The organism is Micromonospora sp. NPDC048947, assembly GCF_040649495.1.
GTDB lineage: Bacteria > Actinomycetota > Actinomycetes > Mycobacteriales > Micromonosporaceae > Micromonospora > Micromonospora alfalfae.
Genome location: NZ_JBEZFO010000003.1, coordinates 107,051 through 128,298 on the forward strand (window position 1 = coordinate 107,051; position 21,248 = coordinate 128,298).

The 21,248-nt window shown below is 71.0% G+C and carries 20 protein-coding genes and 1 riboswitch; of the genes, 8 read left to right on the forward strand and 12 right to left on the reverse strand.

The annotated features are described in order from the left end of the window. Positions 1-34: 34 nt before the first annotated feature. From AB0B98_RS05975 to AB0B98_RS05985, 3 genes are all read right to left on the reverse strand, one after another. Complete coding sequence (locus tag AB0B98_RS05975) at positions 35-970, reverse strand: ABC transporter substrate-binding protein (RefSeq protein WP_357361213.1); 936 nt, start codon at positions 968-970, stop codon at positions 35-37. Between the two features lie 99 nt (positions 971-1,069). After that, complete coding sequence (locus tag AB0B98_RS05980) at positions 1,070-1,210, reverse strand: hypothetical protein (protein ID WP_357361214.1); 141 nt, start codon at positions 1,208-1,210, stop codon at positions 1,070-1,072. A 32-nt stretch (positions 1,211-1,242) separates the two neighbouring features. Then, positions 1,243-1,354: riboswitch (SAM riboswitch) on the reverse strand. 86 nt (positions 1,355-1,440) lie between these two features. Continuing rightward, a complete protein-coding gene (locus tag AB0B98_RS05985; RefSeq protein ID WP_357361215.1) occupies positions 1,441-3,381 on the reverse strand; it encodes an amino acid transporter in 1,941 nt (646 codons plus the stop codon). A 174-nt stretch (positions 3,382-3,555) separates the two neighbouring features. Here AB0B98_RS05985 and corA point away from each other — a divergent pair, with 174 nt between their 5' ends. Then, positions 3,556-4,686 (forward strand): magnesium/cobalt transporter CorA, encoded by a 1,131-nt coding sequence (gene corA, locus AB0B98_RS05990; RefSeq protein WP_357283408.1) that lies wholly within the window; start codon positions 3,556-3,558, stop codon positions 4,684-4,686. 15 nt (positions 4,687-4,701) lie between these two features. Here the strand turns inward: corA and AB0B98_RS05995 are convergent, their stop codons facing one another. Both AB0B98_RS05995 and AB0B98_RS06000 read right to left on the reverse strand, forming a co-directional pair. Next, on the reverse strand, positions 4,702-4,887 hold the full coding sequence (locus tag AB0B98_RS05995) for a hypothetical protein (RefSeq protein ID WP_091401337.1): 186 nt from the start codon (positions 4,885-4,887) through the stop codon (positions 4,702-4,704). Positions 4,888-5,096: 209 nt separating this feature from the next. Beyond that, positions 5,097-5,612 (reverse strand): 2'-5' RNA ligase family protein, encoded by a 516-nt coding sequence (locus AB0B98_RS06000; protein WP_238669312.1) that lies wholly within the window; start codon positions 5,610-5,612, stop codon positions 5,097-5,099. Between the two features lie 78 nt (positions 5,613-5,690). On the opposite strand from AB0B98_RS06000, the gene AB0B98_RS06005 reads away from it, so the two are divergent. Next, positions 5,691-6,200 carry a DUF664 domain-containing protein gene (locus AB0B98_RS06005; protein WP_357361216.1) on the forward strand — a complete coding sequence of 170 codons (510 nt, stop codon included), beginning with the start codon at positions 5,691-5,693 and terminating at the stop codon, positions 6,198-6,200. Positions 6,201-6,209: 9 nt separating this feature from the next. On the opposite strand, the gene AB0B98_RS06010 is transcribed toward AB0B98_RS06005, so the two are convergent. Beyond that, a complete protein-coding gene (locus AB0B98_RS06010; protein WP_357361217.1) occupies positions 6,210-7,256 on the reverse strand; it encodes an NAD(P)-dependent alcohol dehydrogenase in 1,047 nt (348 codons plus the stop codon). A 160-nt stretch (positions 7,257-7,416) separates the two neighbouring features. Between AB0B98_RS06010 and AB0B98_RS06015 the strand changes: the two genes are divergently transcribed. Together AB0B98_RS06015 and AB0B98_RS06020 are read left to right on the forward strand one after the other, a co-directional pair. Beyond that, the gene (locus tag AB0B98_RS06015) at positions 7,417-7,839 is read left to right on the forward strand and encodes an SCP2 sterol-binding domain-containing protein (protein ID WP_357361218.1); all 423 of its coding nucleotides are present in this window, start codon (positions 7,417-7,419) and stop codon (positions 7,837-7,839) included. Next, positions 7,836-9,902, forward strand: coding sequence for a glycogen debranching N-terminal domain-containing protein (locus tag AB0B98_RS06020; protein ID WP_357361219.1), 2,067 nt, complete (start codon positions 7,836-7,838; stop codon positions 9,900-9,902). The genes AB0B98_RS06015 and AB0B98_RS06020 overlap by 4 nt, the downstream gene beginning before the upstream one ends. A gap of 43 nt (positions 9,903-9,945) precedes the next feature. On the opposite strand, the gene AB0B98_RS06025 is transcribed toward AB0B98_RS06020, so the two are convergent. Then, positions 9,946-10,449 (reverse strand): DinB family protein, encoded by a 504-nt coding sequence (locus AB0B98_RS06025; protein ID WP_357283427.1) that lies wholly within the window; start codon positions 10,447-10,449, stop codon positions 9,946-9,948. A gap of 126 nt (positions 10,450-10,575) precedes the next feature. Between AB0B98_RS06025 and AB0B98_RS06030 the strand changes: the two genes are divergently transcribed. Next, positions 10,576-11,481: a DUF72 domain-containing protein gene (locus tag AB0B98_RS06030; RefSeq protein ID WP_238669318.1), complete on the forward strand. Its 906-nt coding sequence runs from the start codon at positions 10,576-10,578 to the stop codon at positions 11,479-11,481. Positions 11,482-11,517: 36 nt separating this feature from the next. On the opposite strand, the gene AB0B98_RS06035 is transcribed toward AB0B98_RS06030, so the two are convergent. Next, a complete protein-coding gene (locus tag AB0B98_RS06035) occupies positions 11,518-11,889 on the reverse strand; it encodes a hypothetical protein (RefSeq protein ID WP_357182197.1) in 372 nt (123 codons plus the stop codon). A gap of 197 nt (positions 11,890-12,086) precedes the next feature. Beyond that, positions 12,087-12,716, reverse strand: a complete 630-nt coding sequence (locus AB0B98_RS06040; RefSeq protein ID WP_357361220.1) for a hypothetical protein — start codon at positions 12,714-12,716, stop codon at positions 12,087-12,089. A gap of 197 nt (positions 12,717-12,913) precedes the next feature. Here AB0B98_RS06040 and AB0B98_RS06045 point away from each other — a divergent pair, with 197 nt between their 5' ends. Then, positions 12,914-13,084, forward strand: coding sequence for a hypothetical protein (locus AB0B98_RS06045; protein WP_196922054.1), 171 nt, complete (start codon positions 12,914-12,916; stop codon positions 13,082-13,084). Positions 13,085-13,103: 19 nt separating this feature from the next. On the opposite strand, the gene AB0B98_RS06050 is transcribed toward AB0B98_RS06045, so the two are convergent. From AB0B98_RS06050 to AB0B98_RS06060, 3 genes are all read right to left on the reverse strand, one after another. Next, a complete protein-coding gene (locus AB0B98_RS06050; protein WP_357361221.1) occupies positions 13,104-13,967 on the reverse strand; it encodes an alpha/beta fold hydrolase in 864 nt (287 codons plus the stop codon). A 140-nt stretch (positions 13,968-14,107) separates the two neighbouring features. Then, a complete protein-coding gene (locus AB0B98_RS06055) occupies positions 14,108-15,364 on the reverse strand; it encodes a hypothetical protein (protein WP_357361222.1) in 1,257 nt (418 codons plus the stop codon). Between the two features lie 198 nt (positions 15,365-15,562). Next, positions 15,563-16,261, reverse strand: a complete 699-nt coding sequence (locus tag AB0B98_RS06060) for a hypothetical protein (protein WP_357361223.1) — start codon at positions 16,259-16,261, stop codon at positions 15,563-15,565. A 277-nt stretch (positions 16,262-16,538) separates the two neighbouring features. On the opposite strand from AB0B98_RS06060, the gene AB0B98_RS06065 reads away from it, so the two are divergent. Both AB0B98_RS06065 and AB0B98_RS06070 read left to right on the forward strand, forming a co-directional pair. Further along, complete coding sequence (locus AB0B98_RS06065; RefSeq protein ID WP_357361224.1) at positions 16,539-18,596, forward strand: DNA topoisomerase IV subunit B; 2,058 nt, start codon at positions 16,539-16,541, stop codon at positions 18,594-18,596. Positions 18,597-18,634: 38 nt separating this feature from the next. Beyond that, on the forward strand, positions 18,635-21,118 hold the full coding sequence (locus AB0B98_RS06070; protein WP_357361225.1) for a DNA topoisomerase IV subunit A: 2,484 nt from the start codon (positions 18,635-18,637) through the stop codon (positions 21,116-21,118). The last annotated feature ends 130 nt before the right edge of the window (positions 21,119-21,248 follow it).

The window sequence follows — 21,248 nt, forward strand, 5'->3', positions numbered from 1 at the left end:
GTCGCTCCTACCGCCCCGCTCGCTCGTCACCGGTTCAGGAAGCGGTCGACGCGGACGCCGACGGCCCCGTCGGCACAGCCGACACCGACGGCCCCGTCGGCACAGCCGACACCGACGGCGTGGCCGACGCGGACGGGGCCTTCACAGTGCCGCTGCCCGGTGTGAAGTCCGCCGGGATCGGCCGACCCGGGTAGTACTGCGCCTGCAACCGGCTCCAGGTGCCGTCGGCGATGACCTCGTCGAGGCTCTTGTTCAGCGCCTCGCGCAGCTTGTCGTTCCCCTTGGCCACCGCGTACGCGGTCGGTGCCGGACTGAGCTGCTTGGCCGCCACGGTGATCTTGCCGTTGCTGTCGGCGGCCGACTTCTCGCCGATCTCCGCCGGGGCGATCCAGGCGTCGGCGGTGCCCGCCTTGAGCTGGTTGATCGCGCCGTTGTAGTCCGGCACCCGCACCGGGTTGAGCTGCTTGCCGGTGGCGTAGTCGTCCTGGACGGTGCCCTGCACCACCACGACCCGCTTGCCGGTGAGCTGGTCGAAGCCGGTGATCGGCGAGCCGGCCGGGACGTCCAGGCCGAAGTAGCCGAAGTCGTAGCCGTTGCCGAAGTCGACTGTCTTCTTGCGGGCCTCGGTGATGGTGATCGAGGAGCTGCCCACGTCGAACTTGCGGTTGTTCACCTGGCTGAGCAGCGCGGAGAAGTCGGTGCCGACGAACTCGACGGTGAGGCCGAGCTTGCCGGCCACGGCGGTCAGCAGGTCGTTGTCGAAGCCGGTGAACCTGCCGTCCTTGAGGTACACGTTCGGCGGGGCGTCGGTAAGCGTTCCGGCGCGCAGCACACCCGCCTGGGCCAGGCGGTACGGGTTGGCGGTGGCGTCGGACGAGCTGTCGTCGCCGCAGGCGGTGAGGGCGGTGGCGGCCAGGATCGTGGCCGCGCCCAGGGCGGCGGCACGGGTCAGGGCAGGAAGGAATCGCACTGGTGTCTCCGAATGTGGTGTCTGGGCGCGTATCGACGTGCGCCACCGACGGCACGCCCGATGGGCGTACCGGTGGGAAACGAGCTGGGGAAGGGGGTGCTAGAGCGCGGTGCCGCGACGACAGGCGGCGCTGCACATTCGCATCATGTCCACGTGCCGCCGCCGGATCAGTGCGGGCGAGGGCCGACCGGTGCGGGCGTCCGCGACGTCGGTCGGTGGGGTGGTGCTGAGGATGCGCATGGTTCTCCCGGGTCTGTGCTGACCTGGGTGCCAGGCCACGCTTGCACCGACGTCCTGCCGGTGCCTGGTCTTCACCCGGGGCACCCCACCGCGGAGGAGGGTTGCCGGCCAGCGAGCCGGGGCTTCGCGCTGGCGCTCATGACCTGCGCCGAGGCTAGCAGCACGAACCGGTGGATCGTCCAGTCGGTATGACCACGCTCACTGTGCGCGACGGGCTGTCGACTCGCAGGTCAGCCGGCGTGCACGTGCGGTCGACGGTGCGGGTCGGGCTCCTGGCGGCGCAGGATCTCCCGGGTCACCGAGGCGATGGCGCCCTGTCCGAACGCCAGGTAGCGCAGGAAGTTGCGGGTTGGGCCGCCCTCGGACCACTCGAAGTAGATGTGGGGGCGGCGACGGCTGCGGTCACGGATCTCCAGCAGCAGGGCGGCGAGCGCGGTGGGCACCGACGAGCTGGCCAGGCTGAGCACCGGGAACCGGCCGTCGACCACGCTGCCGCGGACCAGCAGCTCGGTCTCGAAGTCGGACGGGTCGGTGACAGTGACCTCGACGAAGATGACGTCGCTGTCGTCGGGAAATTCGTTGTTCGCCATGGTCTGCGCCAGCTTCGCGTGGTACTCCGCCTCGTCGCGCCGGTCGGGTTCGTGCGCGATGAGGCGGATCCGCCGTCCGGCGCGCTCGTCGATCATCCGGGCCGCGGCGTGGTCCAGCTCGACGTGGTCGACGCGCAGCTCGTAGGCCCGCCTCAGCCGGGACAGCGCCGACACCAGGACGATCCCGCCGATGAAACAGCCCGCGATCTTGACGCCGCTCGGGCGCTCCACCACGTTCGCCAGCGTGGTGTAGACGAAAATCACCGCGATGACTCCGAACGCGATGGTGCGGCCGCGCTGACGCTGCCGGAGCGCTGCGAGCGTCACCGCCGTCGCGGCCGAGGTGATCAACACCAGGACCCCGGTGGCGTACGCGCCGCCCTGCGCGTCCACGCTGGCCTCGAAGATGATCGTGATCAGGAACGCCACGGCGGTGAAGACCAGCACCAGCGGCCGGACGGCTCGCGCCCAGGTCGGCGCCATGCCGTAACGGGGCAGGTAGCGCGGCACGAGGTTGAGCAGACCAGCCATCGCGGATGCCCCGGCGAACCAGAGAATTCCGATGGTGGACAGGTCGTAGATGGTGCCGAACACCTCGCCGAGGTGGGCGTGCGCCAGGTAGGCCAGCGCGCGCCCGTTCGCCGGCCCGCCCGGCTGGAAGGCCTCCGGCGGAATGAGCACTGTGGTCGTCACACTGCTGGTGATCAGGAAGACGCTCATGATCACCGCCGCGGTGGTGAGCAGCCGGCGGGCGCCACGGATCCGGCCCAGCGGTTGGGCCTCCGAGTCCTGCGGGTCACCCCGTACGCTCGGCATGACCGCCACCCCTGTCTCGAAGCCGGACAGACCCAACGCCAGCTTCGGAAAGACCAGCAGCGACAACCCGACCACCAGCCACGGATCGCCGTGCCCGGTGGTCAGCGCGGTGGTCCAGTCACCTACCGCGCTCGGGTGTGTCACCACCCGCCACAGCGCGTCGGCCACCACCACGGCGTTCAGCGTCAGGTAGACCGCGACCAGCACGACGGCGATCCCGATGGCCTCGGCGAATCCCTTGAGGAACACCGCGCCCAGCAGCGACAGCAGCAGCAGCGTGACCAGCACCTCGTGACCCTTGAGCCCGCTCGGCCAGAACGGGTTCTCGTCGATGTGCGCCGTCGCGTCGGCGGCCGAGAGGGTGATGGTGATGATGAAGTCGGTGGCCGCGAAACCGAGCAGCACCAGCACCAGCAACTTGCCCGGCCAGTAGCTCAGCAGGCGTACCAGCATCGCGATGGAGCCCTCACCGTGCGGGCTCTCCACCGCCACCCGCCGGTAGACCGGCAGCGCCCCCAGCAGGGTCACCAGCACCAGCACCACCGTCGCCACCGGTGAGAGCGCCCCGGCGGCCAGCGCCGCGATGCCCGGCTGGTAACCCAGCGTGGAGAAGTAGTCGACGCCGGTCAGGCACATCACCTTCCACCACGGGTGGTGCCGGTGCTCCGGCGGGCGCCCGTGCGGCCCCGGGTGCTGCACGGCCTGGTCCGAGCCGGCGTCGAGCAGCCACCCCCGCAACCGGCCGGCGCGTCTGTCGACAGTCACCGGCGCGTCCCCCGTCATCCCAACCCCGGTCACCGTGAGTATCCGCCCGCCGGGCCGGCCCCGTCCGCCGGTGTGCGGAACCCAGCCGACGCCACTGCGGGTTTCAGGGCCCAGGACACTGGGGAAGCAGCGCCCCGGGCTGGATGGGACGGCACCCGGGGGAGGGGACAGGGCATGGTCGGCGGCCGTCGCTTCCGCCCGGGTGATGGCTTCGGACGCCAACTCGACGAGTACGAGACGACTGTCGGCGTGGCGCCGTCCGCGGAGTCACCCGGCGCGTCCCACGGCGGCCTGGTGGACAGCGCGGTCTACCTCCGGGGGCACCGGTTCGCCTCGCCGTCCGGCCTCGCCGAAACGTACCGCTGTCTGCAGGAGCAGGACGGCGCGATGGCCTGGATCGGGTTGTACCGGCCGGACATCGAGCAGATCACCTCGCTGGCGCGGGAGTTTCGGCTGCACGACCTGGCGGTCGAGGACGCGATCAACGCCCACCAGCGGCCCAAGCTGGAGCGGTACGGGCACACCCTGTTCGTGGTGCTGCGCGCCGCCCGCTACGACGACCTCCGGGAGGAGGTCGAGTTCTCCGAGCTGCACCTGTTCATCGGCCCGGGTTTCGTGGTCACCGTGCGACACGGAGAGGCGCCCGACCTGGCCGCGGTGCGGCGGCGGCTGGAGACCGAGGCGCAGATGCTCGCCCGCGGGCCGGAGGCGGTCCTCTACGCGATCCTCGACCAGGTCGTCGACGGGTACGCGCCGGTGGTGGCCGGACTGGAGAACGACATCGACGAGATCGAGACCCAGGTGTTCGGTGGCGACCCGAACGCCAGCCGGCGCATCTACGGGCTCAGCCGCGAGGTCATCCAGTTCCAGCGGGCCGCCCGTCCACTGCTCAGCGTGCTCGACGCGCTGGCCGACGGCGCCGGCAGCGCCAGCGCCGACGAGGAACTACGCCGCTACCTGCGTGACGTCACCGACCACCTGACCCAGGTGGTGGAGCGGGTGGACGGTTTCCGGCACCTGTTGCAGAACATCCTCACCGTCAACGCCACCCTCGTCTCGCAGCAGCAGAACGAGGAGATGCGCAGCCTCACCGCGGCCAGCTACAGCCAGAACGAGGAGCTGAAGAAGGTCTCCTCCTGGGCGGCGATCCTCTTCGCTCCCACGCTCATCGGCACCGTGTACGGCATGAACTTCGTCCACATGCCGGAGCTGAACTGGCGCTTCGGCTACCTCTTCGCGCTGCTGCTGATGCTGCTGGTCTGCGGCACCCTCTATGTGATCTTCAAGCGGCGCGGCTGGCTCTGAGCCGCGCGGCCGGGATCACTCGATGCCGCGCAGGATGTGCCGCTCGTCCTCGACGTCGTCGTCGCCGGCACCGATCCGGCCGAGCAGTACGGCGGCCGCCCAGATGGTCAGTGGCGTGGCCGCCCCGGTCATTCCGCCGCCGGTCCGGTCGTCCCGGGTCTGGCTCCGCTCCGTGCGCGGTGGCCTGCGCTGAGCCTGCATGGGCCCTGCCTCTCCTCGTCGAAGCCGCCGTGGGCGGCGCGGGGTGACCCCGCGCCACACCGGCCGGGCGGACCGCCTACGAGCAGCCCACCACCGGTACGACAGCCACTCGAACCTTCCCACGCCCGGCCACATCCGCACCGCTTGTTTTCGGGTTTCCGACTGTCGCCCGCCAAACCGGACATTACGCCTCGATGGTCGAGGCGCGGTCAAGGCAGCGGGTAGGCGATGCCGCGCGCGTGGTCGGTGAGCGCCGCGCCGACCACTGTCGCGGCCAGCGGCAACACCTCCAGACAGCGGCGTACCGCGGCGGCCATCAGCGTGTTCGGCACCCGCATGGAGAGCGTGCAGTGCGGCACCCACCGCCCCGGCTGGTAGTGCTCGGCGAGGGCGATGCCGGCGGCGGCGAGCCGGTCGTGCACCAGCCGGTGGTGCGCCAGCAACTCCGGCGTGGGTGCCGGGCCGAGCCAGAGCACCCGACCGACGAACTGGCCCGCGTACTGGAAGTCGAGCCGCAGCGGGGCGGCCACCACCGTCCCTTTCAGCGCCTCGGCGACCTGCTCCCTGTCGAACCGGGGTGCCACCATGAGCGAGACGTGCGGACGGTGGCGCTGCTCCAGCAGCGAGCGCATGCTCTGCACGCCCTCGGCCTCCAGGGCGTCCCAGAGCACCCGGATCCGGCGGGTGGCGTCCGGGTCCAGGTACAACTCCACCGCGGCGACCATTCGATCACCGTAGCGGCCGAGGTTTGCCCGTCCGGGGCCGGCGGTACCTGTGAGGGAACCGACCAGGAAGGCGTACCCGTGGACGTGAATGACCTGCTGACCGAGGCGTACGACCGGCTGCCCGACCTCGTCCGCGCGGCCGTCGACGGCCTCAGCCCCGAGCAACTGCGTTACCAGCCCCTCCCGGGCGCCAACTCGGTCGGCTGGCTGGTCTGGCACCTCACCCGGGTGCAGGACCACCACGTCGCCGACCTGCTCGACGCCGAGCAGATCTGGGTGAGCGGCGACTGGGCGGGTCGGTTCGGGCTCGCCGCCGACCCCGACAACACCGGCTACGGGCACTCGCCCGCCCAGGTCGCCGCGGTGCGGCCGGAGAGCGCGCAGGCGCTGATCGACTACTACCAGGCGGTCGCGGCGCGTACCGGAAGCTTCCTGGCCGGCCTGGGTACGGCGGACCTGGACCGTGTGGTCGACGAGGCGTGGGACCCGCCGGTCACTCTCGGCGTCAGGTTGGTCAGCATCGTCGACGACGACCTGCAACACGTGGGCCAGGCCGCCTACGTGCGCGGCCTCATCGAGGCCGACTGAACGCCGGGGTCACGGCACGATCACCGCCCGGCCCTCCAGGGTGCCGTCGCGCATCTGGCGGTACGCGTCCAGAGCGTCGTCCAGCGCGAAGGTGGTGGTCTTCGGACGGACCAGGCCCCGGGCACCCAGGTCGAGCACCTCCACCAGTTCGGGGCGGCTGCCCCAGTAGGTGGTCGCGATGCTCACCTCGTAGGGCACGGAGAAGAACGACACCCCCACGCTGCCTCCGCCGATCCCCACGATGGTCAGGTCGCCAACGGTGCGGGCCGCCGCCACGCCGAGCGCCAGGGTGGTGTCCGTGCCGACGAAGTCCAGCACCACGTCGGCGCCCCGCCCCCCGGTGGCGTCCCGGATCTCCTCGGCGGCGGTCGGTCCGGCGGTCACGGTGCGCTCGGCGCCGCATTCCTCGGCCAGCCGCAGCGCCTCAGCTCGGGTGTCCACGGCGACCACGCGCGCGGCTGTGGTGGCCTTGAGGATCTGCACACCCACATGCCCCAGCCCGCCGACCCCGATCACCACGGCCGTGCTGCCCGGTGGCAGCTTCGGCCAGGAACGCCGGATGGCGTGGTACGGGGTGAGTCCCGCGTCGGTCAACGGTGCGGCATCCACCGGATCCAGACCCTCCGGAAGAGGCACGACGTGCCGCGCGTCCGGGACCAGTTCGAACTCGGCCATGCCGCCGTCCAGTCCGAGCCCGCCGCCCCCGCTCGGTACCGGCGCAGCGGACGGGTTCTCGCAGTACGGGTCGACCCCGACCCGGCATCGGGCGCAGGTGCCGCAGCCCCACGCGCCGAAGACGGCGACCGGTTGGCCGACGGACAACCCGGTCACCCCATCGCCGAGGGCGTGCACCCAGCCGGCGTTCTCGTGCCCGAGGGTGAACGGTGGGTTCCAGGGCATCGTGCCGGGCTCGAACTCGTCCATGAGGTGCAGGTCGGAATGGCAGGCGCCGGCACCGCCGACCCGGACCACCACCTGACCCGGCCCCGGCGTCGGATCGGGAACCTCGACCAACTCCGGTTCCGACTTCCACTCCCGCAACCGCAGAGCGCGCATACCGCTGCTCCCGTCCGTCTCGACTGAACCATGGGCTGCCCACCTCGTTCCAGAACAAACAAGCCGAGGCCAGGACAGATCTGGCACCTCACCCGTTCCGGGTGAACCGGGCTCACCCCGACGCGGGTGATCCTGCGGGAAACCGTGGGGAGGGGACCCGATGGGCGCGACGGCGGAGCAGTACCTGCGACAGCTGGACACCGGCCGGCGGCCCGACCTGCCGGAGACCACAGCGGGGACGCTGCGGTTGGATGTCCGCGACGACGGCAGCACCAATCACTGGTACCTGACCATCGCCGACCAGCAGGTCCGGGTGACCCGCTCGGCCGACGACGCCGAGCTGGTGGTGCGGGCCGACCGGGCGGTCTTCGACCGGATGGCCCGCGGCGGGCTGCACCCGGGTGCGGGCCTGTTGCGCAACGAGCTGACCGTGCAGGGCAACATGCAACTGCTGATGCTGCTGCGGCGGATCTTCCCCGGGCCGGACGGCGCCCGTCATCCGCGCGAGCTGGGCCGGGCCGCGCTGGCCGGCCGGGCCGGGCATGCTGGGCCCGAGACGACCGCTCGGGATGAGCGGTCGTGAAGCAGGAGCTGGTGCACCTCATCGCGGGCAACGTGTTCGCCATCAGCGACGCCCAGGGCGACATCGAGGCCGAACCGCAGGCTCCGTCCGGACTCTTCGCGTACGACACCAGATTCCTGTCCCACTGGGTGCTCAGGATCGACGGTGAACGGATCAACGCGCTCTCCCGCGACGACCTCACCTACTTCGAAACCCGGTTCTTCCTGGTCCCCGGTGCGGCGAGCCACTACGTCGACGCCGACGTGTCGATCATCAGGCACCGCTCGGTGCACGACTGCTTCCACGAGAACATCACGGTGCTCAACCACTCGTCGCAGCCCGCCGAGTTCACCGTCCGGGTGGAGATGGCCAGCGACTTCACCGACATCGTCGAGGTCGGGCAGCTCGGGCAGCTCCGGCAGCGGGCCGTCGAGGTCACCGCCGACTCGGCGCGTCACCGCCTCGTGCTGCGCTACCAGCGGGACCGGTTCGTTCGCGAGACCACAGTGCGCAGCACCGTCCCCGCCGAGGTGGACGAGCGGGGGATGACGTTCCGGATCCGGATCGAACCCGAGGGGAAGTGGGAGACCGATCTGCACGTCAGCGTGACAATGGGTGGCGCGGAGGGCCGGGATCTCCGCACCGACCTGCAGTCGCACCAGCAGACCGTACGGACGGGGATGCGCGAGGACCTGGCGCAGTGGCTTGACCGGGCGCCGCAGCTGGTGGCCGAACGCAAGGGTTTGGAGGAGCTCTACCAGGGCAGCCTCGCGGACCTGGCGGCGCTGCGCTACCAGCCGCTGTCATACCGCGAGCGGGTGCCCATCGGTGGTCTGCCGTGGGCGATGGGGTTGTGTGGCCGGGACGCCCTCATCACCTGCCTCCAGACGGTTGCCTTCACCCCCGAACTGGCTCCGGCGACGCTACGGATGCTGGCGCTCATGCAGGGCGGCCAACTCGACGACGCGTTGGACGAGGAGCCCGGCAAGATCCTGGCCCAGCTCCGGTACGGCGAGACGGGGGTGTTCAGCGACCGGGTGAGCGCGCTCTACTACGGTGCGGCGGACACCACACCGCTCTTCGTCGTGTTGCTCGACGAGTACGAGCGCTGGTCCGGTGACGCGGACCTGGTCCGCGAGCTGCGCCACCCGGCCCGGATGGCGCTGGACTGGATCGACGAGTACGGCGACCTGACCGGGGACGGCTACCTGCGCTACCAGCGCCGCAACGAGCGCGACGGCACGATCAACCAGTGCTGGAAGGACTCCCCGGACGCCATCGTCGACGCCCACGGTCGGCAACCCGCGTTCCCCCGGGCCACCTGCGAGTTGCAGGGCTACGCGTACGACGCGAAGCGGCGTGGCGCCCGGATGGCCCGGGAGTTCTGGGGCGACCCCGCGTACGCCGACCGGTTGGAACGGGAGGCGGAAGCGCTGAAGGAGCGCTTCAACACTGACTTCTGGCTACCACACCGGGAGTACTACGCGTTGGCGCTCGACCCGTACGGCGAACCCGTCGACGCGCTGGCCTCCAACATCGGGCATCTGCTGTGGAGCGGGATCGTCGCGGACGACCGGGCGGAGGCGGTCGCCGGGCACCTGGTCGGGCCGCGACTGTTCAACGGGTGGGGAGTACGCACGTTCGCCACGGGGCAGCGCACGTACAACCCGGTGGGCACGCACCTGGGCGCGGTGTGGCCGTCGGACAACGCGCTGATCGCAGCCGGGTTGCGCCGCTACCGCCTCGACGTGCAGGCGGCCCGGATCGCGGACGGCATCTTCGACATGGCGCAGACGCTCGGTGGCGCGGCGCCGGAAATGATCGCCGGCTACGAGCGCAACCTGACGACCTACCCCGTGCAGTTGGCGACGAGTTGCCGCCCGCAGGCGTGGTCGTCGGGAGCGTTGCTGATGCTGCTCGGCACCATGCTGGGCCTGCGACCCACCGGCGACAACCTGTTGGTGAACCCGGCGGTGCCGGAGGGGTTCGGTCGGCTGGAACTGCTGGACATCCCGGGCCGTTGGGGTCACTCCGACGCCTACGCGAGAGACCGGACCACCGAACGCCGGCACCGCCTGCGGTGAGGCGGTGCGGCGGCGCTCGGCCCGGCGACGGTCGGTGTCGGGGTCAGCCCATGGTCTTGGCGCCGTCGATCGACTCCCGCAGGATGTCGGCGTGCCCGGCGTGCTGGGCCGTCTCGGCGATCAGGTGCAGCAGCACCCGGCGGATCGTCCAACTCGCACCCGCCTCGAACCAGGGCGCCTGCGGCAGCGGGTGCGCCGCGTCCAGGTCGAGGGTGGCGGCCAACTCGTCGGTCCGGGCGGCCACCTCCTGGAAGCGCTCGACCAGCCCGGCGAGGGTCTCGCCCGGCAACATCTGGAACTGACCGACCCAGTCGATCTCCTCGCGGCCCATCGCCTCCGCGCCGCCGACGGCGAAGAGCATCCACCGGTGCTCGACGCCGGACACGTGCTTGATGAGGCCGCCGAGGCAGAGCCCGCTGACGGTGGGGCGGCTGGCCGCCTGCTCGTCGGTGAGCCCGTCGACCGTCTGCAGGAGGAAACCGCGGTGCCTGCGGAGTGTCTGCAGGAGGTCGGTGCGCTCACCGGTGAGCTGCTCAGTGCTGGTCATGCCGCCACCCTTCGTTGATGTCCACCCGGTGCCACCGTAGGGCGCGGCACCGACACTTTGCGGGCACGACACCGGTCGACCCGCCAGCGGTTGCCGATCAGCGCCGGTGGCGGTCCACTGGATGACATGGGTGTGATTAAGGTGGGCACGTCGTCCTGGGCGGACCAGTCCCTGCTGCGTTCCGGGTGGTACCCACGCTCGGCCAGCACGCCGGCCCGTCGACTGGGCTTCTACGCCAGCCAGTTTCCGATGGTCGAGGTGGACACGTCCTACTACGCCATACCGGTGCCGGAGACGACCCAGGGGTGGGTGGACGCCACACCTGACGACTTCACCTTCGACGTCAAGGCGTTCAGCCTCTTCACCGGTCACCCGACACCGGTCGCCGTGCTGCCCCGGGATCTGCGACCGGCCAGCGGTCCGAGCCGGATCCGCCGCCGAGACCTGCCGGAGCCGGCGTACGACGAGCTGTGGGCCCGGTTCCACGCGGCCCTCGACCCGATCGCGGCGGCCGGCAAGCTCGGTGTGGTGATGTTGCAGTTCCCGCCGTGGCTGGTGCGCAGCCCTGCGGCCGAACGCCGGATCGTCGAGCTGGCGCAGCGCTGCCGGCCGTGGCGGGTCGCTGTCGAGCTGCGGCACGGCTCCTGGTTGGACGACGACGGCGCGGCGGACACTCTGGACCTGCTCCGCGCCCACGACCTGTCGGTGGTCTGCGTCGACATGCCGCAGGGGCACCCGTCGTCGGTGCCACCGATCCTGACCATGACGGCGGAACCGGCGATCGTGCGGTTCCACGGTCACAGCGACGCCTGGGGCGAGGGCGACAAGCAGGAGAAGTTCCGGTACGCGTACGCCGAGGACGAGCTGCGGCACTGGGCCGGGCTGCTGGCCGAGTTCGCCGATGCCCCCGACGAGCTGCACGTGCTGTTCAACAACTGCTGCGCCGGGCAGGCCCAGCGCGACGCCACCAGGCTGGCGCAGGTGCTCGCCGAGACGATGCTCGTCGAGCAGGCCGTCCCGGCGACCGGCTGATCGCGGCACGGGCCGCCCGGCCGGGCACCGGTCCGCTCAGGACCGTCGTCCCCGGCTGCGCAAGGCGTCCTGGGTCGACTCGCCGATGTCCGCGTCGTCGGGAAAGCTCCGACCGCTGGGGGCGGGATCGGGTGGGGCACCCGGCCCGGCCATCGTCGTACGGGTCGGCTCCACTGACCCGAAGCCGTGTCGTCCCGCCGGGTCGGACCGGCCCGCCGGAGCACCCGCGCGTCGCTCTCCGCGCCGCCCCTCGGGCACCGCGGTCTCCTCGCTGCCCTCGTCCATCGGTGAGTCGTCGTCAGTGCCCCAGGGCGCGTCGGCGTCGAAGCCGTCGCTGGTGCCCCACGGCTTGGTCGCCTCCGGCTCCAGCCGGTCGTTGTCACCGCTGCGTCCCTTGTGCGCCGTCATGGCCACCCCGCTCGTCGGTCCGCCGCCGCCGGCGGACGATGTGCCCTGCCCGGACCGGGGCAGCCGGCCCGAGTGCGGCGTACGACAGGTCGCCGGCACGCCGCCGCGCGCGGGATCCGTCGTCGCTCCGGTGCGCGCGTAGGGCCGGCCAGCGCCTCGCCGTCGAGGTGGCGGCGGGACGCCGGCCGGCCCGACGTTCAGCGTCCGGCCATCGCCATCGGCCGCTTGCCGTTGCTCGTTCCCGCCATCTTGATCATGGTCTTCGAGGCGCCCTTCATCCCACCGGCGCGACCGAGCATCCCGCGGAACACCTGGCCGGGCTTCTGCTGCTCACCCATGTACGCGGTGACCACCACAAGGGTCCCGGTCAGCGCCGGAATGGCCCACTGGAGCAGCTTCATCTGCCGCTGTGACGAGGCCACGCTGGCCGGGGTCTGGTGATTCGGCTCGGTGGCGCCGCTCACCGACGGACCGCCCGCCTTCTCCAGCCGCATGCCGACCAACCGGCTGTAGCCGGTGACCGCCAGCGCGCCGATGGTCAACGCGGTCTTGATGGCGCTGGCCCGGCCCACGCCGGACTGGGCCGCCACCCGTGGGCTCTCGGTCACCAGCTCACCGACGGCGCCGGCGAGGTGGGCGCCGATCGCGGCCGCGTTGACCGGTGTCCACTTGGACCATCCGGCCGAGGCGACCGGGAGCCGCTGGGTCGAGTCGCTGATTTTCGCCGCTGCGCCGTTGACGCCGAAGGCACCCATGAGGGAGCCGCCAAACCAGGCCGCCAGGCCCAGATCGTGCATCGAGCGCAGTGCGGTGTGCCGTTCGGACATGTGATCCCCTTCCGCCGTGTCGGGCGGTGCGGCTTACCCGCCGGTCGGGCAGCTAACCCCGCCCCGCCTGGGCCGATGCGGCTCGTGGCGGGTAGTTACCGGACATCGGTGGCGTCGGTGGGTCGGCATGGCCCGGGCAGGAGTCGTTCGCCCGGTGGCGGGTAGATCCCGAGCGACGCCGACGAGAGGGGAACGCGATGTCGCAGCCGGACGAGAGCCGGGAGAAGACCCCCAAAACAGACGCGGTGCTCATGCACCCCGACAACGACCCACACCGGAACACCGCAGAGGTCGCGCCCCGCAAGGAGCACGGCGAGATCCAGGTGGAACGCGACGGTGAACTGGTGCCGCTGGACCAGGACGAGTGAGCCGACCGGTCGGTACGGCTCAGCGGGGCGGCAGGTCGCCGGCGAAACCGGCGATCCGCCGTGCCAGCGGGACGCTCGCGCGAACCCAGGTGAAGTGGTCCAACGTCGCACCGGCCTGCGCCACCGAGTACCGCTCCCGGGTCACCGGCGCGCCGGCGAGCTTCGCGCAGAGGTGATCCATGGTCTCGTGCGGGGTGAACTGGTCGTCGTCCACACTGACTGCCAGCACCGGGGTCCGCACCGCGCGGACCGCCGCCTCGGTGTCCGTACCGTCGAGCCGGGGAAATCGGCCGGTCCGCGCGGTGTGGGCCCAATCGCGCATCACGCCGCGTGCCTGCCGACCGCCGAAGCCCCAGCCCGGCCAGACCCCGAACAGCGCGGCGGTGGCGGCGATCCCCTGGGTGAAGGGCAGCACGCCGAGGCCCCGTCGGCCCGGGTAGGTCCGCCAGTACGGGATGCCGACAGCGATCAGCGCCAGCCCGTCCACCTCGTCGCCGCCGTGCAGGGCGAGGTGCAGCAGCGCGGCCTGCCCGCCGAGCGAGTGCCCGAGAAGCAGTCGGGTGCGTCCGTCCAGTCGTGGTTTGAGGGCGGCCAGGACGGCGCCGACGTCGTCGGCCAGTTCGGCGTAACCGTGCCGGTCCGCCCGGCTCGGCGCGGGCGTGCTCGCCCCGGTGCCGCGCAGGTCGGCCACGACCACGCCCAGCCCGGCGGCGCGTAGCGCGGCGGCGAAGGGCCGGTAGTACCGGGCCCGGACACCCATCGCGGGCCAGATCACGACCATCGGCGCACCCGGCGCTCCGGCCGGCTCCGGGTAGACCTGCACACCCAGCCGGCCGCCATCGACCTCGACGAACTCCTGCGCGTACTCCGCATCCCCGTTCATCGGCCCAGCCTACGGCCTGACGTTACCGCCGGGTAGCAGCAGACCACCGGCTCGGCGGCCGTTGTGCGGCTGCGCCGCGCGGTGCGCGGACACGACGGAGGGCCCCGCCGACCGGCGGAGCCCTCCGATGGACGCTGCGGTCAGGAGACCGAGATCGCCCCGTTGCTGGCCCGGACACAGGCCACCGAACGGGCGCTGGTGGAGGCCGCGCCGCTCAGGCACTGACCGAGGACCTGGTGCCCGGTGGCGTTCGGGTGCCACGACTCCTGGCAGGTCTGGAAGTAGCTGACGCAGGTGTTGGCGATTCGCTGAATGGCGATCTTGTCCTTACCGGCGAGGCTGGTGACGAAGGTGCCGGTCGCGCCGTCCTGAAGCCGGATCGGAGTGGCCAGCGCACCGCTCGGGCTGCTGGTCTGCTCGCAGAGCCGGGCGCCGTTGAAGGCCTGCTGCACGCTCAGGTACACCAGGTCGTCGGCGGGGAACTCGGCGGCGAGAGTGTCCCGGGTGGACTTCACGATGCTGCCCAGGCCCTGCGAGAAGCGGTGCCCCGGCGCCAGGCTGGCCCGGTGGATCGGGCATCCGGCCGCGTACCGCTCGGCCCCCAGGTCACGGAACTTGTCCCGGGTGTCGTCCCGGCTGTCCTCCTCGTGGAACTGCTGGTTCAGGTCCAGCGGCAGCGGGTTCGTGTAGTCCTGGAACACCACCCGGTGCTGCCCGTCCGCGTCCACCTCATCGAGGGTGGTCAGGATCTGGCGTACGGCCGCTGTGGTCTCCGCGGTCGCGGCGCTGAGCTGCGCGGCGGTGGCCAGGTCGGCGTCGCTGCACGGCTTCTGCTCGACCGGCCCGTTCAGGTACGCCCAGAACTCCCACCAGCCGGTCCAGGCGTCGGCGATGAACCGGTTGGCGCACTTCTCCGCGACGCTGCCGAAGGTGAAGGAGCTGTTGTTGGAGCCGAGGCCGACAAGCACCAGGTCGATGTCCTGGGTCTGCGCGACGGCGCGTAGCTGACTCAGCTGCGAGGCGACGGTACGACCGTTGGTCCGCGCCTGGGAGGCGTTGGCGATGTCGTGCGGCTGTCCACCGGAGCAGGCCAGGTTGAACCGGTTCTGGATGCCCGGCAGGTTGGCCTGGTTGAGCGAGGCGTTCGCCGAACGGTGGCAGAAGTACGCGTTGTTGTTCGCCGCCGTCCAACCGGGGAAGCCCTGGCTGACTCCGTTGACGTCGACGACAGGGGTGTACGCCCCGGCGCCCTCGCCGCTGATGAAGCTGTCCCCGAGTGCCACCGCGGCGGTGGGTAACGCGGCGGACGCGGGTGCGGGCAGCGCGACGGCGGTCGACAACGCGGCCATGGCGATCGTTAGTCCCGCGGCGAGCGCGGTACGCCGGAACCTGGGCATGGGGCCCCCATCCATCGAAAGATGAAAGATTCTCTGAGAGCGCGATCAGATCACCCCGGCGCGACGGGCGTCAATGGCCCGTAACAGATTCGTTCGACGAACGACACGCGCACGTAGGCAGGAGGGTCTACGGCGTCGAGAGTGGACCAGCGCTCCGGGTTGCCGAACCCACCGACCCGCGCCCGCCGGCGCGGAGAGTCAGTGACCGGCCGGGCGGTCGCGGCGGTGCAGCAGGGCCGTGCCCACGGCGTTCAGACCGACACCCCAGACCAGGAGTACGCACAGCCACTGCACCCACCGCAGCGCGCTCATCTGCCCCGAGAACAGGTTGCGCACGCTGCCGAACGGGGTGAGCCACGGCTGCGCCGGACGGAGGGCGTCCACGGCACCCAGCAGCGTGAACAGCCCCAGCGGCAGGATGATCGTGGCCAGGAACGCCACCACCACCGAGCGCAGCAGCAGGCCCAGGCCGGTGCCCACCAGGCCGGCGGCGATCTGCACCAGCACACCGCCCACCGCGGTCGTCCCGGCGAACCGCCACGGGTCGTCGGCGACATCGGCCGGGGTGAGCGCCAGCGTCGCGGCGCAGATCAGCACACCGGCCACGCCGATGACGACCGCTGGCAACCCCACCGCAAGCACTGTGGGCAGGACCGGAAGGCGGACGGGCGACCGGCGCAGGTCATGCACCAGCAGGATGCCGAAGAGCGGGGTCGCGACCGACATCAGGCTCTGCACAGTGCGCGAGAGTTCGGTGAAGCTCCGGTCGGCGGGAGCCGCCGCCGCGACCAGCGCCACGGCGGCCAGCAGCCCCGCCACCAGGGTGCCCACCAGCAGCCACCGTCGGGTCCAGGTGCCGAGGGAGCGCTGCAGGGCGTCGTGGATCGTCGCGTCCATCTCGACCGCCTCCTGATCTCCTCGACCCGGACGGCGTGCACCCCGCGCGCAAACCGGCCGCGATCATGAGCGAGCATATCGGTGACGCTGTCTCTGCGTGGTCCCGTGATCACCCGCCGGCTGTTCGTTGGCTCACGTCCGGAGGGGCGCGCGCGGCGGGTCGCGTAGGTCCTCCAGTGGTTGTCCTAGCCTCGGGCTAGGCTCGCTGCGGCGCGCCACGCCGGCTGATGTCGCCGGTGACCGGCAGCACACCGCCGAGACCGGGGAGTACGACCAGTTGACCGCAGAGCCTGACACCCTGTACGGGGCCGATGACCTCACCCACCTTGAGGGGCTGGACGCTGTCCGCAAGCGGCCCGGCATGTACATCGGTTCCACCGACAGCCGTGGCGTGGGTCACCTCGTCAACGAGATCCTCGACAACTCCACCGACGAGGGTGTCGCCGGTCACGCCAGCCACGTCGAGGTGATCCTGCACGCCGACGGCTCGGTGCAGGTCGACGACGACGGCCGGGGCATTCCCACCGACGTGCACGCCAAGTCCGGCATCTCCGGTGTCGAGTTGGTGCTGACCCGGCTGCACGCCGGCGGCAAGTTCGGCGGCTCCGGCTACAAGACCTCCGGGGGTCTGCACGGCGTCGGCGCATCGGCTGTCAACGCGCTGTCCCGCCGCTTCGACGTGACCGTCCGCCGGGCCGGCAAGGTCCACGCGATGTCGTTCCGGCACGGCGTCCCGGGCATCTTCGACGGCGACGGGCCGGACGCCCTCTTCACCGCCGGCCCGGGGCTCCAGGTGACCGGCGCCATGAAGCGCGGCCAGCGCACCGGCACCTCGATCCGCTGGTGGCACGACGCCCGTTACTTCGAGACCGGCGCTGCGCTCGACGTCGACGCCGTCCGGATGAAGCTCCGCAACACCGCGTTCCTGGTCCCCGGCGTGACCTACCTGCTGCGCGACCTGACCGGCGAGACTCCCGCCGAGGAGCGGTTCCACTACCCCAACGGGCTCAGCGACATGGTGGAGTTCCTCGCCCCGGCCGGCGACCGGCCGGTCTCCGGCACCCTGCTGGTCAACGGCGAGGGCACCTACCGGGAGAACGCCGCCGACGCCAACGGCGTCATGCAGTCCAACGTGCAGCGGCGTGCCGAGGTCGAGGTGGCGTTCCGGTGGGGCACCGGTTACGAGCGCACCGTCGAGTGCTTCACCAACACCATCCGCAACGCGCACGGCGGCACCCACCGCAAGGGGTTCGAGCGGGCCCTCGTCCGTGCGCTCGCCGACGCGATCCGCAACACCCGTGGTCTGCTCAAGGCCAAGGAGGAGCCGCCCACCCTTGACGACGTCCTGGAGGGGATGACGGCGGTGGTGCACGTGCGGATCCCCGAGCCGCAGTTCACCTCGCAGACCAAGGACGAGCTCTCCACCACCGGCATCACCAAGGTTCTCCAGTCCCTGGTCGACGCGCACATCAAGGCCTGGCTGGAGGACCGGCGCACCAAGGCCGAGGCGCGCACTGTCCTGCAGAAGATCGTCGACGCCGCCCGGGTGCGACTCACCCAGAAGCAACAGAAGGACGCCGCCCGGCGCAAGACGGCCCTGGAGGGCGCGTCCATGCCGCCGAAGCTCGTCGACTGCCGGGCCACCGGCATCGACCGTAGCGAGCTGTTCATCGTCGAGGGTGACAGCGCCCTGGGTACGAGCCGGATGGCCCGTTCCTCGGAATACCAGGCGCTGCTGCCGATCCGCGGCAAGATCCTCAATGTGCAGAAGGCCAATCTCCAGCAGGTTCTGGACAATGCCGAGTGCGCGGCCATCGTGCAGGTCCTCGGCGCTGGCTCGGGGCGCACCTTCGACCTCTCCGCGCTGCGCTACGGCCGTGTGCTGATCATGGCCGACGCCGACGTGGACGGCGCGCACATCCGGACGCTGCTGATCACCCTGTTCGCCAGGTACATGCGGCCGCTGATCGAGGCGGGTCGGCTCTACGCCGCGATGCCGCCCCTACACAAGATCACCACCAAGGGGCGCAGCCCGCAGACCGTCTACACCTACACCCAGGCCGAGATGGAGACGACGGTCCGCAAGCTGGAGAAGGCCGGCAAGCAGATCGTCACGCCCATCCCACGTTTCAAGGGTCTCGGTGAGATGGACGCCGACGAGTTGTGGGACACCACGATGAACCCGGCCACCCGGGCCGTCCGCCGGATCACCCTCGACGACGTCGACGCCGCCGAACGCATCCTCGAATTGCTGATGGGCGAGAAGGTCGAGCCGCGTCGCAACTGGCTCATCGACTCCGCCGACCGCGTCGACCGGGATGCGATCGACGCATGAGCGCCGCTTCCGTTCCCGTTCCAGTGGAGAGCTGAGTCATGGCACGCCGTAAGGAAAACAAGGTCGACCTCTCCTCGTTCGACCAGGCCGGCGCGCGGGTCTTCGACAACCCGCTGGTCACCGAGGTCTCCGACTCCTACCTGGAGTACGCGTTCTCGGTCATCCACTCCCGCGCCCTGCCCGACGCCCGCGACGGCCTCAAGCCGGTGCACCGGCGCATCCTCTGGTCGATGTACGAGCAGGGCTACCGCCCCGACCGCGGGCACGTGAAGTCTGCCCGAATTGTCGGCGATACAATGGGAAAGTACCATCCGCACGGCGACACGGCGATCTACGACGCCATGGTCCGCCTCGCGCAGGACTTCTCCCTCAACGTGCCCCTCATCGACGGGCACGGCAACTTCGGCAGCCCCGACGACGGCCCTGCCGCCTCGCGGTACACCGAGGCGCGGATGTCCCGCGAGGCCATGCTGCTCGTCGGTGAGCTGGGCGAGGACACCGTCGACGTCGAGCCCAACTACGACGGGTCGCTGACCCAGCCGACAGTGCTGCCGGCGGCCTTCCCCAACCTGCTGGTCAACGGCGCGTCCGGGATCGCGGTCGGGATGGCCACCAACATGATCCCGCACAACCTGGCGGAGGTCGTCTCCGCGGCCCGCTGGCTGATCAACCACCCGGACGCCACCCTGGACAAACTCATGGAGTTCGTCCCCGGCCCGGACCTGCCCAGCGGTGGGGTGCTGCTCGGCCTGGACGAGGTGCGCAGGGCGTACGAGACCGGCCGTGGCGTGGTGCGGATGCGCGGCAAGGTGGAGATCGGCCCGATCGAGGGCAGCCGAGGCCGTCAGGCGATCACAGTGGTCGAGCTGCCCTACGGCGTCGGCGCGGAGAAGGTCATCGCCGCGATCACCAACGAGGTCACCAAGACCAAGCGGCTGACCGGCATCGCGGACGTCAAGGACCTCACCGACCGGGAGAGCGGCACCCGGCTCGTCGTCGAGTGCAAGGTCGGGGTCAACCCGCAGGCGCTGCTCGCCGACCTCTACCGGTTGACCCCGTTGGAGCAGTCGTTCGGCGTCAACAACCTGGTCCTTGTCGAGGGGCAGCCGCGCACGCTGGGCCTCAAGGCGCTGCTGGAGGTCTTCCTGGCCCACCGGTACGAGGTGGTCACCCGGCGCACCTCGTACCGTCGGCGCAAGCGTCAGGAGCGGCTGCACCTGGTCGACGGTCTACTGATCGCGTTGTTGGACATCGACGAGGTGGTCCGGCTGATCCGGGGCAGCGACGACGCGCAGGCGGCGAAGGACGGGCTGATGAGCCGGTTCGGCCTCTCCGACATCCAGGCCACGTACATCCTGGACACTCCGTTGCGCCGGTTGACCAAGTTCGACCGCATCGAGCTGGAGGCCGAGCAGGAGCGGCTGCGTTCCGAGATCGCCGAGCTGAGCAAGATCCTCGACGACGAGCGGGTGCTTCGGAAGGTGGTCTCCGACGAGCTGGCGGCAGTGGTCAAGCAGTTCGGCACCGAACGTCGGACGACGCTTGTCGACGGTGACCTGAAGGAGGTGCTGGCCGCGTCCGCGCCGGCCGGCCCGCTGGAGGTCGCCGACGACCCGTGTCAGGTGATCCTCTCGGCGACCGGGCTGGTCGCCCGGACTGCGGCCGAGTCGGAGGAGAGCTCTGAGGGGCGTCGCCGCAACGGCCGGGTCAAGCACGACACGGTACGCGCCATCGCGCACTCCACCGCCCGAGGTCGGGTGCTGCTGTTGACCAGCGCCGGTCGGGCGTTCAAGGTCGACGTCCTGCCGCTGCCGGTGCTGCCCGAGCAGGCGGGCACCGTGTCACTGCGTGGCGGTATGTCAGCGGCCGAGCTGGTGCCGTTGGCGGCGGGGGAGACCGTCGTCGGCCTGGCCCCGCTGGGCGGGCAGGCGGAGGGCTCACCGGGGCTGGCGTTGGGCACCCGGCAGGGCGCGGTGAAGATCTGCTCACCGGAGTGGCCGGTGCGCTCCGACGAGTTCGAGGTGATCGGTCTGCGCGATGGTGACGAGGTGGTCGGGGCGACCTGGCTGACCGACGGCACCGAGACGCTGACCTTCGTCACCTCGGAGGCGTCGCTGTTGCGCTTCCCCGCCGGGTTGGTCCGGCCGCAGGGCCTCAAGGGCGGCGGTATGGCCGGCATCAACCTGCCGGCCGGGGCGCGGGTCGCGTTCTTCGGCGCGGTGCGCACCGACGACCCGGGGCATGGTGAGCCGATGGTGGTCACCTCCACCGGCGCGACGGTCAAGGTGACGCCGTTCAAGGCGTACCCGGCGAAGGGCCGGGCGACCGGCGGCGTGCGCGCGCACCGCTTCCTCAAGGGTGAGACGGACGTGGCCGTCGCCTGGGTGGGCCCGCGACCGGTCGGCGCGACCGCCACCGGCGACCCGGTGGAGCTGCCCGCCGCGGACCCACGCCGCGACGGCAGCGGCTTCGCGGTGATGCTCGGCCCGACGGTGGTAGGCCACCTGATCGAACGCGACTGACCCGCCCACCTGCGCCGTCGCCCGGTCATGTCCGGCGTGCCAGGTCGGTCGAAGATCGTGCTCGATCCTGGACGTAGTGGTGTCACCGACGCGGTGATGCCACTCGATCCTGGATCGAGCACGATCATGC